13 protein-coding genes are annotated in these 15,330 nt (G+C 62.0%); 2 read left to right on the top strand and 11 right to left on the bottom strand.

Going from position 1 to position 15,330, the window contains the following annotated elements:
- Positions 1-12: 12 nt before the first annotated feature.
- From J3P86_RS08835 to J3P86_RS08820, 4 genes are all read right to left on the bottom strand, one after another.
- Positions 13-513: a sigma-70 family RNA polymerase sigma factor gene (locus J3P86_RS08835; protein WP_434624966.1), complete on the bottom strand. Its 501-nt coding sequence runs from the start codon at positions 511-513 to the stop codon at positions 13-15.
- Between the two features lie 208 nt (positions 514-721).
- The gene (locus J3P86_RS08830; protein ID WP_434624968.1) at positions 722-1,897 is read right to left on the bottom strand and encodes a hypothetical protein; all 1,176 of its coding nucleotides are present in this window, start codon (positions 1,895-1,897) and stop codon (positions 722-724) included.
- A 12-nt stretch (positions 1,898-1,909) separates the two neighbouring features.
- Positions 1,910-2,332, bottom strand: coding sequence for an HPF/RaiA family ribosome-associated protein (locus tag J3P86_RS08825; protein WP_434569238.1), 423 nt, complete (start codon positions 2,330-2,332; stop codon positions 1,910-1,912).
- Between the two features lie 65 nt (positions 2,333-2,397).
- Positions 2,398-3,555: an MFS transporter gene (locus tag J3P86_RS08820; RefSeq protein ID WP_434624970.1), complete on the bottom strand. Its 1,158-nt coding sequence runs from the start codon at positions 3,553-3,555 to the stop codon at positions 2,398-2,400.
- A gap of 98 nt (positions 3,556-3,653) precedes the next feature.
- Between J3P86_RS08820 and J3P86_RS08815 the strand changes: the two genes are divergently transcribed.
- Complete coding sequence (locus J3P86_RS08815; protein ID WP_434624972.1) at positions 3,654-4,418, top strand: AraC family transcriptional regulator; 765 nt, start codon at positions 3,654-3,656, stop codon at positions 4,416-4,418.
- Positions 4,419-4,430: 12 nt separating this feature from the next.
- On the opposite strand, the gene J3P86_RS08810 is transcribed toward J3P86_RS08815, so the two are convergent.
- The 3 genes from J3P86_RS08810 to J3P86_RS08800 form a co-directional block, all read right to left on the bottom strand.
- Positions 4,431-4,871: a carboxymuconolactone decarboxylase family protein gene (locus J3P86_RS08810; protein ID WP_434569239.1), complete on the bottom strand. Its 441-nt coding sequence runs from the start codon at positions 4,869-4,871 to the stop codon at positions 4,431-4,433.
- Positions 4,872-5,024: 153 nt separating this feature from the next.
- Positions 5,025-6,467 carry a mechanosensitive ion channel domain-containing protein gene (locus J3P86_RS08805; protein ID WP_434624975.1) on the bottom strand — a complete coding sequence of 481 codons (1,443 nt, stop codon included), beginning with the start codon at positions 6,465-6,467 and terminating at the stop codon, positions 5,025-5,027.
- Positions 6,468-6,817: 350 nt separating this feature from the next.
- Positions 6,818-7,684 (bottom strand): pirin family protein, encoded by an 867-nt coding sequence (locus tag J3P86_RS08800; protein ID WP_434699969.1) that lies wholly within the window; start codon positions 7,682-7,684, stop codon positions 6,818-6,820.
- 108 nt (positions 7,685-7,792) lie between these two features.
- Here J3P86_RS08800 and J3P86_RS08795 point away from each other — a divergent pair, with 108 nt between their 5' ends.
- Positions 7,793-8,698, top strand: coding sequence for a LysR family transcriptional regulator (locus tag J3P86_RS08795; protein ID WP_434631419.1), 906 nt, complete (start codon positions 7,793-7,795; stop codon positions 8,696-8,698).
- A gap of 30 nt (positions 8,699-8,728) precedes the next feature.
- On the opposite strand, the gene J3P86_RS08790 is transcribed toward J3P86_RS08795, so the two are convergent.
- The 4 genes from J3P86_RS08790 to J3P86_RS08775 all read right to left on the bottom strand — a co-directional run bounded on the left by J3P86_RS08790 (position 8,729) and on the right by J3P86_RS08775 (position 15,296).
- Positions 8,729-9,343, bottom strand: coding sequence for a response regulator (locus J3P86_RS08790; RefSeq protein WP_434603435.1), 615 nt, complete (start codon positions 9,341-9,343; stop codon positions 8,729-8,731).
- A gap of 134 nt (positions 9,344-9,477) precedes the next feature.
- Positions 9,478-9,882, bottom strand: coding sequence for a response regulator (locus J3P86_RS08785; RefSeq protein ID WP_434699968.1), 405 nt, complete (start codon positions 9,880-9,882; stop codon positions 9,478-9,480).
- 170 nt (positions 9,883-10,052) lie between these two features.
- A complete protein-coding gene (locus J3P86_RS08780) occupies positions 10,053-13,697 on the bottom strand; it encodes a transporter substrate-binding domain-containing protein (protein WP_434699967.1) in 3,645 nt (1,214 codons plus the stop codon).
- 264 nt (positions 13,698-13,961) lie between these two features.
- On the bottom strand, positions 13,962-15,296 hold the full coding sequence (locus tag J3P86_RS08775) for a lysine N(6)-hydroxylase/L-ornithine N(5)-oxygenase family protein (protein WP_434569245.1): 1,335 nt from the start codon (positions 15,294-15,296) through the stop codon (positions 13,962-13,964).
- Positions 15,297-15,330 lie beyond the last annotated feature (34 nt).

Here is a 15,330-nt window from a genome sequence, read left to right as displayed (position 1 = left end):
AAGGACGACCGCTCATTGATCCGGTCCGTCGAGGCGATCACGCAGATGGCGCAGGGTGCGGATCATATACTTTTCCACCATGTTTTTTGACAGGCCCAGGCGCTCGGCGATTTCCGCCTGGGTCAGGCCTTCGATCTTCTGCCAGACAAACACCGTGCGGCAATGGGCCGGCAGCTCGGCAAGCGCCCGTTCGATGGAGTCCGCCAGCTGGATCGCGTGCATGTAGTGCTCCGGGTCGCCCGCAAACGAATAACCAGGGTCAAGCGCCGCTTCCTCCATGGCGCCCCGTCGATCTTCACGCCGATAGCCGTCCACTGCAATATTGCGCGCTGTCTGGTGCAGATAGGCACGTGGCTGCTCGACCTGCGCCGAATCGGACTCGAGCACGCGCACGAAGGCGTCGTGGGCCAGGTCCTCGGCCTGCTCGCGGTTGCGCAGGCGGCGGGTCCAGGTGCCGATCAACTCTTCGTAATACTCGAAAAAGCCGGGTCTGCGAGGCAGCTTGGGAATCATCGCGGCGTGCTGTGGGGACGGGGCACGAATAGTAATCGTTCTTATTAATTGGAAGCAAACGCCGTCCGACCGCCTGGGCAGAAAAAATAAAATGTGGGAGCGAGCTTGCTCGCGATGGCGGTATATCAGTCAACATTTATGTTGAAGGTCAGTCCGCTATCGCGAGCAAGCTCGCTCCCACAGGGTTCGACACTGCCTCTGGGATTGCCTAGAACCGGCACACCGCCGCCGCCCCCGTATCGGTCGGCATGACATGCTCAGGCGGCACGACGATGACCTCGCCGCCCTGCCGGGTCACGGCCAGGATCAATTCGTCCAGCACGTCAGGCGCCTGTTCATCGCCGGTCTCGTCAATGATCAAGCGGCCCTTGTCTGCGTCGAGCTGGCCGGGCACCTGGCGCTCCGCCTCCACCAGCAACAGCGCAATGCGGCTTTCCCAAGCGGCCTTGGCGATCTCGGCGAGGTTGTCCAGCGCCCGTCCCTGGCCGACCGCGACGCCATAACGATTGAGGCTGTCGACGACCCGATCCGAATGGCTGTGGGCCATGACCTTGGAGCACTGGACGCGCAACTCCTCCACGCTCAACCTCGAAGGGTCCCCATCGATGCCCTGGGCCAACAACTGCGAGTTATGGCTGACCGCGCGAAACACCGCCTGGTTTTCCGGCAGGGCCACGAGGATCATCGGCAAGCCCGAAGGCTGCGAGTAATGTTCCAGGATGGCTTTGTCTACGGCGCGAAAAAAACGCTCGCGGTCGAGGTTGATTTCGTCCTGCTTACCGCCGCCGGCGGATTCATGCATCATCGGATCGCCGCGCTCACTGCTGCGGCTGAAGCCGTTGGGAAAACCCTGCTGGTCACCTGAAGTCAGTTCATCGCCGAGCGCCTCGTTCTGGTTGCGCGGCACCTCGTCGGCCAGCTCGACTTTTTCCAGTTGTTGGGAGGAGCCCTCGTACAACCACACCTCGTTACGGGTCAGGCACAGCACCTGATAACGTTCGGTCGACTGGACCAGACGCAACAATGGCTTCAGATAAGGATGGCTGTTGGCGAATGCGCATTGCGGCAGGCGCTGGTTCACCGCGATGACCTTGAAGTAGTCACGGGCGCCGAATACGGCGATGCCGTCCCGATTGGAGTTCCAGAAATCCTGGTCGTCCACCAGCGCATGAAAAGGCTCAAGCAACGGCGCGCAATCGACGCCCGGATGCTGTTGTTCCAGTTGCGTCTGCAGTTCGCGCACCAGGTTCTTGTAGCGGATCGGGTCCTGGCTGCGTTCGGGGAATGTACGGTGGGTAGGCATATACAACGAAAGGCTCGGCTGTTCGTCGAATGCCAGAAGCTCGGCCAATACCTGCCGGCTGAAGGGTTGATGAGCGGTCATGATCGTCTCCTTTTATTCTTTGCCACGAGCCTCTTGGTTTGCGAGGAAGTCTTCCTCCAGCATGGCGTCCACCAATTCCGGTGGCGCTTCATCCACCGGAGCGGTCACGCGCCCCATGGATTCGACGGCGGGGTTGAGCTTGCCAACCTGATGATCGAGCGCATGCAGCATTTTCTCGGCGGCGCCCTCGACCGCCAGCTCCAGGCTTTCGGCCTTGTGGCTTACGGAGATGGCCGCAACGCCTTGCAGGCGCGCCTCGATCTGGCAGCGTTTGTCAGCGGCGCCGCCCTTCTGGGCGTTCTCGTCGCTGACGTGGATTTCAACCCGGGCCAACTGGTCTTCGAAACGCTGTAGCGCGTCCACCACCGTACTGCCGACCCACTCCTGCAATCGGACACTGCCTTCGATATGGTTGCTGTTGACTTGAACTTGCATGATCGACTCCTCTGACAAAGGCGGCTTTGGGCCGCCTATTGTGGGTAGAAGAAATGTGATCGGGCTTAGTTCCCGGCACGGGATGACTGGCGTTTGGCACGCAGCAACTGGCGCACCGTCAAGCCCACCGCCAGCGTGCCGCAAAGGATCAAGGTCCAGCCCAGCGCCTGGAACCAGGCGGCGAGCATCAGCGCAGCGCCGATCAGCACGTAGTAGAACAGGCCGAACAGCGCGCCGGCCGTGCCCAGGCAATCCTTGTAATGTACGAGCGCCGCACCCAGGACGTTGGGGATCGCCATGCCGAACGCCAGCACTACCAGCAACATCGGTGCGACAAAGCTGCCGCTGTCGAGCAGGCCTTGCACGCCCGAACCGCCCACCAGCAGGACAATCGCCGCCAGGGCCGACAATTGATTGCCGTCGAATCCGCGTGCCAGCAGGCGTTTGTTGAGCCAGGCGCCCAAGCCTGAACCCAACGCCAGAACTACTCCGCTGTAACCGAACATGGCGGGACTCAAGCCGAGCCGTTCGAACTGGAACGGTGCGAGGTTGTAGTAGCTGAACAGCGCCACGTTGAACGCAGCCACCAGCCATGCCGAACGCCAGATGGCCGGGTCCACCAGCATGCGCCAGAGGATTTTCAACAGCGGCGGTGGAGGCAGTCGGACCGGCAAGGTTTCGGGCAAGGCACACACGCACCACAGCAGCAGGATCAACGACAGCAGCAAAAGTGCGCCGAGTACGCCTTGATACCCGAAGAGCTCCACCAGGCCCGCGCCGCTGAACAGACCGATAGCCGGACTGGCCGCCAATGCGATACCGATGATCGAGAAGACCTGGCCCAGTTCGGCGCCTTGGAAGCGGTCACGCAAAACCGTTTGGGTCACTACCGAACCGACTGCGGCGCCGAACGCGGCCAAGGCCTGAAAGGCCAGCAACGCGTCAAAGCTTGAGGCGTTCAAACCGAGCACGGTCGCAGCCCCGTACAACGCGAGGCCGGCCAGCATGACGGGCCGACGGCCCGCGCGATCGCAGAGGCGCCCCCATACCACCACTCCGAGAGCGAACCCCAGGAAAAACACCGAAAGCGTCTGCGCCGCCATTTGGGCGCTGACGGCAAAGGCCTGGCTGATGTCTGCCAATGCAGGGCTGTAAAGGGTCTGGGCGATCTGGGGAAACATGACCAGGGCGATCGCCAGATGAAGCAGGGGACGGGATGTCATGGAAAGTGCTCGCTGAAAGAATGGCGAGCAGTCTATAAACGCTATGGCTGTCGTATTATCCAAGGCCTGACAATAAATCGCTGAAATCGGACAAACTCATGGCTTGGCTCGACGCTCACGCCCGCTTCGACCCCGATCGCCATCACGCGCCGGTCGTTGGCATCGCCGCAACGCTGGGTCATCACGATTCTGGCTTGCACGCTCACCGGCGTGGGCAATTGCTGTTCACCTTTCACGGCTGCACGCGCATCACCTTGCAACGGCAACTTTGCCTGCTGCCCCCCTCACGAGCGGCCTGGATTCCACCGGGCACGCCGCATCGCGCAGTGATGCAACAGAGCGTGGAGTATCGATCAATCTACCTGACGCCGGCTTTGTGCGCCGATCTACCTTCGCAAGTGCGCATCATCGAGGTTTCGCCACTGCTGCGCGCCGTACTTGAACCGATCGCCCACGCTGCGTTTGACAGCGACTGGATGCAGGGCCGCAACGCGCATCTGCTGGGCCTGTGCGTGGAGGAAATCCGCCAGGCGGCACCACAGCCGATGCTGCTGCCGCTGCCTCAAGACAAGCGCCTGGCGCCGCTGCTCAAGACTCTGGAACAACTGCCACCGGCGCTGGCTGTGCTGGAGCAGCAGATCGGCGCGAGTGGCCGGACCATCGGGCGAATCCTGCAACGGGAAACCGGCATGAGCTATCAGCAGTGGCGTCAGCAATGGCGCTTGATGCGCGCCATTGAACTGCTCGCCACTGGCCGCAGCCTGAGCTATTGCGCTTTCGAACTGGGCTTTGCCAGCGACAGCGCCTTTATCGCTTTCTTCAAGCTCATGACCGGTCTCACGCCCAAGAACTACCTGAGGTAAGCAGGGCTCGAATCAAACCTCGGGCATTTTCCGAAAGCCCACTGCCAGCCGATTCCAGCCGTTGATGGCATTGATCGCCACGGTCAGATCGACCATCTCCTTGGGCGTGAAATGCTCGCTCAGCAGCGCGTAGTCCGCGTCTGGCGCATGGGTCTCGCTCAGGCGTGTCAGCGCTTCGGTCCAGGCCAACGCGGCGCGTTCACGGCCGGTAAAGAACGGTGCTTCGCGCCAGGCGGTCACCGCGTACAGGCGCCGCTCGGTCTCGCCGTCCTTGCGCGCATCGGCGGTGTGCATGTCGATGCAGAATGCGCAGCCGTTGATCTGCGAGGAACGCAGCTTGACCAACTCCAGCAGGGACTTTTCCAGGCCCAGTTTCGACACCGTGTTTTCCAGCGTCAGCATGGCTTTGTAGGCGTCGGGGGAAGCGGTGTAGAAATCGATACGCGGTTGCATGGTGAACTCCTGAAACAATTTGGTGTGGCGCTACGTTAGCCCTGCCCTGGCGCTGGACAAATAGCCAATTGTTGGGAAGTTCGGGTGGCCAATGGTCCGGAAATCAAAGAATACTTGTGGCGAGGGAGCTTGCTCCCTCGCCACAAGTACTACTCAGGCCCGGCTGCGCAACCACTGCAGAAAACGCTTCTTGGCCACCGGCTTGGGCACGTCGCGAGTCAGGTTCTGGGCCAGGTGCATGCGCACGTCCAGCAGGTTCTTCATCGCGTCGTTGATATCGCGACGGGCTTCGAGGCAGGGCTTGAGGTAGCTGTTCTCGATGCGATACAGCGTGCAGAAGGTCTTGGCAGAGAAGTTCGCCAGTGCGGCCTGTTCGGCGACGATTCCGGCTTCGCCGATAACTTCCCCCGGTCCCATGCGCCCGCCCTCCAGCGGCTGGCCTTTACGCATGAGCGTCACGCTGACCACCCCGGACTCGATGATGAACAGATGATCGCTGACCTCCCCGGCCGCCAGGATCACGTCGCCGGCGCGGAAGGTTTGCAAGGTCATGTTCTGGCTGAAGGTGTCTTTTTCATCCTGGCGCAGGGTCGAGAAAATGTTCGAGCTCTCCAGCAATGCCCGGGGCCGCGACACCACGGCGGGAGCCGCACTTTCACTAGTGGACAGCAGGCTCACGCCGGACGCCTGCAAATGCCGGAACGCCAGGTCGAACAACTGGTTGCGCACCCCGCGCTTCTGGCCCATCGAGGCAACGAACCCACTGATCTCGTATTCCGCCCCGCCACTGCCGGTGCTTTTCAGCGCCACGCAGGGCTCCGGGCTCGACAGCAACGCACGGCAGCCGACCATCGCCCGCTCCAGTGCGTCGATTACCGTTTGCGGCCGTGCGTGAGGGCTCACCTGGATGCTGATCGACAAGCCATGGACATCGCTGGGTCGGCTGAAATTGATGATCTTGGCCTTTGCCGCCAGCGAGTTGGGGATCACCGCCATGCTCCCTTGGGAGGTCTGCAGCCGTGTAGCCCGCCAATCGATGTCGGTGACCCGGCCTTCGGTGCCGTCGATGGAAATCCAGTCATCGACCTGATAGGGCTTTGTGGTATTGAGCACGATGCCGGAGAAAACATCGCTGAGGGTGCTCTGCAACGCCAGGCCGACGATGATTGCCATCGCGCCGGACGTCGCCAGCACGCCTTTGACAGGCAGGTCGAGCACGTAAGCCAACGCGGCGATCACCGCGACCAGGAAAATCACCGCACCGAGCAGGTCCTGCAATAGCCGCCCGGTATGGCCGACCCGTTGCATCATCACCGCACCGATCATCACCGTCAGAGTGCGCGCGGCGAACAACCACCAGCCAATCTGCAAGCCGGTCGCCGCGAGGTGCCGGGGCACGTCGTCGACCCACTGGGCTTTTTCCATGGGATTGAGGCCTTCGTTGAACAGCAGCACGCTGAACAACGAAAAGATCAGCAGCCGTACACCGATTTTCCAGTAGGTCCGGTCGGCGCTGACAAGCCGCCACAACACCAGATCGAGCACAAGCAGTGCCAGGGCACAGAGCAGCGGGTGGTCGGTGAACAGAGACAGCATCGGGACAGCTCCAGGAAGGCCATTGGCGAAGATTGGCACAGAATGAACACGCTGTAGAGGTCACCCCACGACAAATCCCAGGCACGCCCCAGCCCCCCTGTGGGAGCGAGCCTGCTCGCGAAGAGGCCAGTCCAATCGACAACTTTTTCGACTGTGATACCGCATTCGCGAGCAGGCTCGCTCCCACAGTGGCTCTGTGACGAACACAAAACCCAAGTACACCGCAAAACCATGTGGGAGCGAGCTTGCTCGCGAAGGCGGCCGCCCATTCAACATTGATGCAAGCTGAACCAGCGCTATCGCGAGCAAGCGCGCTCCCACAGGTGAGATCTACAGGGCTATGCGACCATTCAGCCGTCCATCCGGCCGAAGCGCCCGGAATGGAAATCCTCGAAGGCCTGGAGGATTTCCTGCTGGCTGTTCATCACGAACGGGCCATGGCCGACGATGGGTTCATCGATGGGCTCGCCACTGAGCAACAGGACCACCGCGTCATGGTCGGCTTGCAGGCTCAATTGGTCGCCGGCCCGTTCGAACAGGGCCAGTTGCCCTTGCTCGACGCGTTCACGGCCGTTGACCTGGACGGTACCGCGCAGCACAACCAGTGCGGTGTTGTAACCGTCATGCACGGCCACGGCCAGGTGCTTCCCGGCGTTCAGGCGGATGTCCCAGACGTCGATCGGGGTAAAGGTTTTCGCCGGGCCTTGATGCCCTTCGAAGGACCCGGCAATCAGGCGCAAGCTACCGGCTCCGTCCTTCAGAGCGATCTGTGGGATGTCGCCCTTGAGAATGGTCTGGTAGCCGGCCGGCGCCATCTTGTCCTTGGCGGGCAAGTTGACCCACAGCTGGACCATTTCCATGAACCCGCCCTGCCGGGCGAAGGCTTCGGAGTGGAACTCTTCGTGAATGATGCCGGACGCAGCGGTCATCCATTGCACGTCACCGGGGCCGATCTTGCCGCCGCTGCCAGTCGAATCACGATGTTCCAGTTCGCCCTGGTAGACGATGGTCACGGTTTCGAAACCACGATGAGGGTGCTGGCCTACGCCGCGTCGCTCGGTGGTCGGTGCGAATTCGCTGGGGGCCGCATGATCGAGCAGCAGGAACGGGCTGACATGTTTGCCCAGATTATCGTAGGAAAACAGCGTGCGAACCGGAAAGCCGTCGCCGACCCAATGAGGCCGCGGACTGGTATAGACGCCGGTGATGTTTTTCATGCTGAGTCTCCGATCGGGTGTTGCCATTCGATGGAACAGCTTAAAACCGCGCCCCTTGATGCGCTAGACTGCAAAAATCGGCCGTAGCGTTCCATCAGGAGAACGATCATCGAAGACCTCAACACCCTGTACTACTTCACCCAAGTTGTCGAACACGGCGGCTTCGCCCCCGCTGGCCGGGCGCTGGACATGCCCAAGTCCAAGCTCAGCCGGCGTATCGCCCAGCTGGAGGAGCGCCTGGGCGTCAGGCTGATCCATCGCACCAGCCGGCATTGTTCGTTGACGGAAATCGGCCAGGCCTATTACCAGCGCTGCCTGGCCATGCGGGTCGAGGCTGAAAGTGCCGCCGAAGTGATCGAACGCAACCGCTCAGAACCCCAGGGACTGGTGCGCATCAGTTGCCCGACGGCGCTGCTCAACAGCTGGGTCGGACCGATGCTGACCCGCTACATGGTCAAGTACCCGCGGGTGGAGCTGTTCATCGAGAGCACCAACCGCCGCGTCGACCTGCTCCACGAAGGGTTCGATATCGCGTTGCGGGTCCGTTTCCCCCCGTTGGAAAACACCGACATGGTCATGAAGGTGCTGAGCAACAGCACCCAGTGCCTGGTGGGAAGCCCGGTCTATCGTGAAGGCCTGTCGTCCCCCGCCTCGCCGGCGGACCTCAATGGCCTGCCCAGCCTCCACTGGGGTTCGGCGCAACGTGAATACCAATGGGAGCTGTTCGGCCCGGACGGCACCCGCGCGCTGATCCGCCACGCACCGCGCATGGTCACCGACGACCTGCTGGCCTTGCGTCATGCGGTGCTGGCAGGCATCGGCATCGCTCACCTGCCCACGGTCGTGGTACGCGAAGACCTGGCCGCCGGACGCCTGGTGGAACTGGTGCCGGGCTGGACACCGAAATGCGGGATCGTCCATGCGATATTCGCCTCACGCCGTGGCTTGCTGCCCTCGGTGCGAACCCTGATCGACTTCCTCGCCGAGGAGTTCAGCCAGAGCGACATGGCCTAGCGCATGCGGCAAGGCGCTCCCCACGGTGCCCTACAAGTGATTGCGCTTGGCGAAATCCGACAGGCCCACCAGGGTTTTCAAGCCAAGCTTCTCCAGCAGGCGGGTCTTGTAGGTGCTGACCGTCTTGGGGCTCAGGAACAAAGCTTCGGCGACGTCCTTGCCGCGCATGCCCATGGCCAGCATCCGCAGGATTGACAACTCGCGGATCGAGAGACTCTCCAGCGCCTGCTGTTCGGTGCGCTGCTGGAAATCCAGGCGGACGGACATCTGTGGGAAATAGGAATAACCGGACTTCAATGCATGAATGGCCTTGGTCAATTCCTTCAGGTCGCTTTTCTTGGTGACAAACCCTCGGGCCCCCGCCGAGATACAGCGATTGCAGAAATGCTGGGCATCCTGGGAGGTAAACACCAGCACCCCGCATGACGGGAACTCGGCCATGATCCAGCTCAACAGTTCAAGGCCGTCGAAACCGTTCATTACCAGGTCCAGGATCACCAGGTCGGGTATGCCTTCCTTGATCAAGGCCCTGGCTTGCGCCACGCTGCTGGCATCGCGGACCTGCGCAGCCCCTTCATTCTGGCAAATGAGCCGCAACGCTCCTCGAATGACAGGGTGGTCGTCCACGATCAACATGTCTTTCACGGCAACTCCCTGGGTAATTACAAACGACATTGGTGCCAGACGGCATCGAACTCTTGCACAAGCGATGGGCAGGATTCACCTGTCAGATCTGACAGGTGCGACCAGCGGTCATTGGCCCGGCGACAACCACCTCGTCAAGAGCGCGCCCGCTCGCTGATACACGCTCCCTCGGCACGAGCCATCAGGCAGGCCAGTGCAACAGGTTCGGGCAACGCGGCCTGGCTCAGTTGCACGTGAGACCGGCGCCCGCCTACCTGCGGCGACACGCCAGCCTGCGGCATGTTGTAGATCAACCCGTGAAGCACCTGGGGGTTGTCGACCAGGAAATCGGCTAACTCCACTCCGCCACTTGCCAGTCGGGCATTGGCGACGATCACGTCGAACGGCTCGCTGCCATACTCCACCAGCAGCAACAATTCCTCCATGTCGTTCACCGGCGCAATCCGGAAATAACCTTGCTGGTTGAACAGGCGCTCAAGCTTCATTCGATGAAAATGCTCTGAATCGGCGATCATGATACGTAATGCTTTGTTCGGCATGACGGGCATCCAATGGCAACGCGACGGGTACGGCGGCCCATGAACGTCAGGAGGCGTCAGGCTAGAGAAAGCTTCTAAAGGACGCTGTAGGAAAAATCTTAAAAACCGGGTAAATGGCGCCCATGGCGCCGTCCTGCGATCGATTCCCCTCATGTCGGCCAGCAACCACCTCAACCTGACCAGAGCGACGATGCACGCAGCCGCCCGGTCAAATGTTCGAGCGCCTGCTGCAAGTCACCCACCGCATCGGCCAACGACGACGCATCCCGCTCCCGGCAAGCGTCTTCCAGGGCATCGCACGCGCTAACCAGACCTTGCGCCCTGACCATCCGCGCCCCGCCCTTGATCCGATGCGCCAGGTCGGCGAGTCCGGGCAGATCATGCCGGGCGGACAAGTGCAGCAATTGCGCGGTGTCTTCGGTATTGCAGGTGACCAGTTCGCTGATCAGGCTGTTCAGCGCCTCCGTATCGCCGCCGGTCAACTGCGCCAGGCCGTCCAGGTCGAAATCATCCGCGGGCGCCTCGGCCTCCGTTCCAGGAAACCCTGCGGCCGGTTCCGGAAAAACCTGCGCCAGACGGGCACCGAGGACTTCGAGCCCGATGGGCTTGAACAGGCAGTCGTTCATTCCCGCGTCGATGCAACGCTGCTTTTCTTCTGGCTGGGCATTGGCGGTGAACCCGAGTATCAATATCGGCGACAGGCCTCGCGCGTGCTCCTCTTCACGAATGGCTCGGGTCAATGCGTAGCCATCCATCAAAGGCATGTTGCAGTCGGTAATGATCATGTCGAAGCGCCCGGCGCGCCACGCATGCAGGCCTTGCACACCCTCCGCAGCCTCCTCCACGCGGTGGCCCAGGTAACTCAGTTGCTGGCACAGCAACAGGCGATTGGCCGGATAGTCATCGACCACCAGAATGGCCAGCACCCGCATCGGCAACGGCGTCTTGCCCCCGGCAAGTGGGGCCTGGAGCAAGGCGTCGAGCAGCGGCAGATCCAGCCGGATCTCGACCTGCGTGCCCTCCCCCGGCAGGCTGCTCATCGTCAGGGTGCCGCCCATCATTTCGCACAAGGTCCGGCTGATGACCAACCCCAGCCCGGAGCCGCCGCGGGTCGACTCGCGGTTGTCGCCGACCTGGGTGAACGGCTGGAACAGCCGCTGCTGGTCTTCAAGGGAAATCCCGCTGCCGGTGTCTTCCACCCGCAAGCGAACAGCGAGTCGCTCGTCTTCACTGCCGGGGACGACCTCGGCGATCAAGCGCACCAAGCCCTGATCGGTGAACTTGATCGCGTTGCTGAGCAGGTTCGACAGCACCTGCTTGAAGTGCAACGGATCGATCAGCACGTCGCGGTCGAGCTCGTCGTCCAGGGCCAGCTGCAGGCCCAGGTGTTTCTGCCGGGCCAGGCCCTCGAAAACCCGCGCCACCGACTCGACCAGCTCCCGCAGGTTGGCGCGCTCCGGCGCCAGCGACATCCGCCCGGACTCGATACGGGCAACATCGAGGATGTCGCCGATCAGCGCCAGCAAGCCATGGGCGGCGCCCGAAGCGACCTCGATGGCCGCCCGATCGACAATGCCTTCTTCGGCCTTTTTCAGCGCCAGTTCGAGCATGCCGATCACCGCGTTCATCGGCGTGCGGATCTCGTGGCTCATCGTCGCCAGGAACGTGGTCTTGGCCCGGTTGGCGTCATCCGAACCGTCCTTGGCAATGCGCAATTGTTCGAGCAGGTACTGGCGTTCGCTGACGTCGATCCAGCCGCCGATCATGCCGCTGACCGCGCCGTCGCTGCCGCGATACGGCAGCATCCATTGATAAATAGTCAGCACCTCGCCGCTGGCCACAGTCAGGCCGCGGTCCTGGACCCGTGGCAAGCCCTCCTCCATGACCCTTAGATAGTCATGGTGGTAGAGCCGCGCTTCGACCGGATCCCCCGGCGCGCTTTCGAGCAGGGTCTTGCCGACAACGCTCTGCCGTTCGGCACCGAATACCTCAAGGTAGCCGCTGTTGCACAACACCAACCGCGCCTCGCGATCACGGACATAGATCGGATGCGGCGTACCATCGATCAATACCCGCATGAATTCCAGCTGGTCGTTGAGGGCGACTTCGGCCTGCCGACGCTTGCGTATCAGGTGGCGCAGATAGCCGATCCAGCCCAGCGCCAGGAACAACAGCAGTGCAGCGATGGCGAAGCCTTGGAGAACGGTGGCGCGGTGGCGCAGCCAATAACTGTCTTCCACAACGATTTCCGTACGCCAGCGGTTGGTCAGTTCGTCCATTTCCTCAGGAGCAACGCTGAGCAGCGCCTTGTCCAGGATCGAATGCAACTGCGGCGCGTCCCGGCGGGTGCCCAAGGCGATCAGCGCCGGCTCGGTGCCGACGGTGCAGGTGATCCGCAGCGTGTCGCGGTACTGACGGGAGATCATGTAGCTGGCACTGAGCAGCGGGCTGATCGCCGCGTCCACCGCGCCGGAAGCCACCATGGCCAGGGCATCGGCGGCGTTTTGCGCCGGCACCAGTTGGACCTCGGGAAATTGCTGCAGCAGGTAATCGCGCAGCCCATTTCCGCGCACCAGCGCCAGACGCTTGCCGGCCATCTGCTCCGGCGTGACGGGGGCCTGGGTATCCAGGGCGGCCACGAGCACGTAGGGATTGCTCAAATAAGGTCGGGTGGAACTCAGTTCATCGGCGTAGTCGGAACCCGGCGGGAACGCCGCCACGACGTCGGCCTCGCCGCCCTTGACCTGCGCGATCAGATCCTCAAGCGACTCACCGTGCTGGATATCGAATTTCAGCCCGGTGCGCAGGCTGATTTTCGCCAGCACATCGGCACTGATGCCGCGAAAGTGCCCCTGTTGGTCAATGAACGTGAGCGGCATGAAGTGATCATTGATCACCACCCTGATTCGCGGATGCGTGTCCAGCCAGCGTTGTTCGCTGACGCTGAAATGCAGCCGTTGGTGGCCGGGCATGCTTGTGCCACCGGCGCTCCAACGGCGCAGGATCGCCATGCGCTCGGTGCCGGGAATGGCTTGCAAGGCGCTGTTGATGATCCGCAGCAGGCGCGTGTTGTCACGCGCCAGGGCAAACGCGAACGGCTGCACTTCCAAGCGTGAAAAATCGGCCAACTGGACGTTGTTCAGGTAGTTCTTGGTGATCAGGTAATGGGCGCTGATCGAGTCCCCCAGATAGACGTCGGCCTGGCCGAAAGCCACGGCACCGATGGCGCTCAGCGTCGACGGGTACAGCTGCAGCGAAGCCTTGGGGTAAAAAGCCTTGACCGCTTCAGGGGGCAGATAGTGATAAAGCATCGCCACCCGCTTGCCCGCCAGGTCCGGCGCGAGCTTGCGATTGTCACCGGCACGGGTCACCAGGGTCGGCTGGTCATCGGCGTAGGCCTGGGACATCGCCAGTTCCGGATCGCCCGCCTCGAAGCCATTGGCGCTGCCGAGCATGTCGATTGCACCGCCGCGCAGGGCCTGCAGCGCCTCGGCCCGCGACGGGTACCGGCGCACCTGCACATCGACCTGCAACAACTGACCGAGCAACCCGGCGTAATCGGCGGTCAGGCCTTCGTATTCATGGCCATTGCCGGTGATACCGAACGGCGCATAATCCGGCGCCGAGGCGCCCAGCAGCAACGAGCCCTTGTCGCGCAGCCAGGCCCGGTCGGCTGCGTCCAGCGACACCGAATAACCGCTCACGGTGGAACGCCCAAGCACCTGCAGTAACTCGGGCGCAGCGACGACCTGCGGTGCCATGCTCAATAAACCCAGCGACAACGCCGCCAGGCTCATGCGTGAAAACACAATCATCGGATCAGAGGGTTTCGCCTGGCCTTGGCAGAGTTGGCGCGAAAGCGCCACCGAACCTGGGTGAAAATAAGGTTCTGCCTGCCAAAGCAAGGGAACAGCGAACCGTCAGCGTGCCTGTCGAAAATACAGCAAGCGTGACTGGAGTGTAGGAAGTTTCTGAGGAATTTCCTGATGTGTTATCGAGAAATAGCATCGCTCAGGCGCAGACGGTGATCCGTGGTATTGCGCCCAAGCGCAGCCCGGGATCGCCGCCTGCGGCACACCTTATGCCGTGGCCAGCAACTGTTCCCGTACCGATTGGCCCAGGCCGCGTTCCTTGCCGTGCTCATAGAGCGAGCCGGCGATTTCGTCGGCGCGCACCGGCAGGATCGACAGCAAGGTGTCGCTCAAACCATGGCTGGCCTGACAAAAGCCCTGCATGTAGATGGCGGCCTTGCAGCGCTCATCGGTGATCAGTTTGTAGTTGCGATCCACCTCGAAATCGCCGAGGTATTGCGCCAGCGGCTCGAGCAAGGTGCGGTGCATCTGGCGCTCGTAGCCGGTGGCGAGCACCACCGCGTCATAGCGCCGGTTTGTCAGCTCGCCGGTGGCGTTGTTGCGCATGGCCAACTCCACGCCATTCTCCGTGGCCGTGGCTTTTTCGATCGTGGTCAGGGTACGGAACGCATGGCGGGCGATGCCCGAGACTTTCTGGCGATAGAAAATCCCGTAGATGCGTTCGATGAGATCGATGTCCACCACCGAATAATTGGTGTTGTGGTATTCATTGACCAGCCGCTCGCGCTCGCTGTGGGGTTGCTGGAACACCAGGTCGGTGAACTCCGGCGAAAACACTTCGTTGACGAACGGGCTGTCGTCGGCCGGCTTGAGGGCCGAGCCGCGCAGGATCATGTCGACCTGTGCCGATGGGAAGCTGTCGTTGAGGTCGATGAAGGCTTCGGCTGCGCTCTGGCCGCCGCCGATGATCGCGATTTTCATTGGCTGGCCGCTCACGCACGGTTGGGTTGCCATGCGCTCCAGATACTGCGAGTGATGGAACACCCGCGCATCTTCCCTGAACCCCTTGAACGCCTCGGGAATGCGCGGCGTGCCGCCAGCGCTGACCACCACCGAACGCGTGGTGCGCACACACTCCTCGCCCCGTCCGTTGCGGGAAATCACCCGCAGTGCTTCAACCTGCTGGTTGTGCAGCACCGGCTCGATGCGCAGCACCTCTTCGCCGTAGCGGCTCTGGCCGGCGAACTGCGCCGCCACCCAGCGCAGGTAGTCGTTGTACTCCATGCGACACGGGTAGAAGGTGCCGAGGTTGATGAAATCCACCAGGCGGCCATGGTGCTTGAGGTAATTGACGAACGAGTACGGGCTGGTCGGGTTGCGCAGGGTCACCAGATCCTTGAGGAAGGAAATCTGCAATTCGCTCTGGGTCACCAGGGTATTGCCATGCCAGCGGTAGTCAGCCTGTTTGTCGAGGAACAACACATCCAGTTCGCCCTGGACCGGGCCACGTTCCTGAAGCGCGATGGCCAGCGCCAGGTTCGAAGGGCCGAAGCCGATGCCGATCAAATCGTGAACGGTGGGCGCTGCAATTGCCTGTGTCATGTCCAGTGTCCTCTGGAAAAGCCCCTCAACAGGG

This window comes from Pseudomonas sp. D1-1 (assembly GCF_051132225.1).
In the GTDB taxonomy this organism is placed as follows: domain Bacteria; phylum Pseudomonadota; class Gammaproteobacteria; order Pseudomonadales; family Pseudomonadaceae; genus Aquipseudomonas.
The sequence above is the reverse complement of the archived record's forward strand: the minus strand, read 5'-3'. Positions and strand labels throughout refer to the sequence as shown.

Excerpts from the sequence above, each read along its gene's own strand:
- J3P86_RS08835 (WP_434624966.1), bottom strand. The coding sequence starts at position 513 with ATGATTCCCAAGCTGCCTCGCAGACCCGGCTTTTTCGAGTATTACGAA.
- J3P86_RS08830 (WP_434624968.1), bottom strand. The coding sequence starts at position 1,897 with ATGACCGCTCATCAACCCTTCAGCCGGCAGGTATTGGCCGAGCTTCTG.
- J3P86_RS08825 (WP_434569238.1), bottom strand. The coding sequence starts at position 2,332 with ATGCAAGTTCAAGTCAACAGCAACCATATCGAAGGCAGTGTCCGATTG.
- J3P86_RS08820 (WP_434624970.1), bottom strand. The coding sequence starts at position 3,555 with ATGACATCCCGTCCCCTGCTTCATCTGGCGATCGCCCTGGTCATGTTT.
- J3P86_RS08815 (WP_434624972.1), top strand. The coding sequence starts at position 3,654 with ATGGCTTGGCTCGACGCTCACGCCCGCTTCGACCCCGATCGCCATCAC.
- J3P86_RS08810 (WP_434569239.1), bottom strand. The coding sequence starts at position 4,871 with ATGCAACCGCGTATCGATTTCTACACCGCTTCCCCCGACGCCTACAAA.
- J3P86_RS08805 (WP_434624975.1), bottom strand. The coding sequence starts at position 6,467 with ATGCTGTCTCTGTTCACCGACCACCCGCTGCTCTGTGCCCTGGCACTG.
- J3P86_RS08800 (WP_434699969.1), bottom strand. The coding sequence starts at position 7,684 with ATGAAAAACATCACCGGCGTCTATACCAGTCCGCGGCCTCATTGGGTC.
- J3P86_RS08785 (WP_434699968.1), bottom strand. The coding sequence starts at position 9,882 with ATGCCGAACAAAGCATTACGTATCATGATCGCCGATTCAGAGCATTTT.
- J3P86_RS08780 (WP_434699967.1), bottom strand. The coding sequence starts at position 13,697 with ATGATTGTGTTTTCACGCATGAGCCTGGCGGCGTTGTCGCTGGGTTTA.
- J3P86_RS08775 (WP_434569245.1), bottom strand. The coding sequence starts at position 15,296 with ATGACACAGGCAATTGCAGCGCCCACCGTTCACGATTTGATCGGCATC.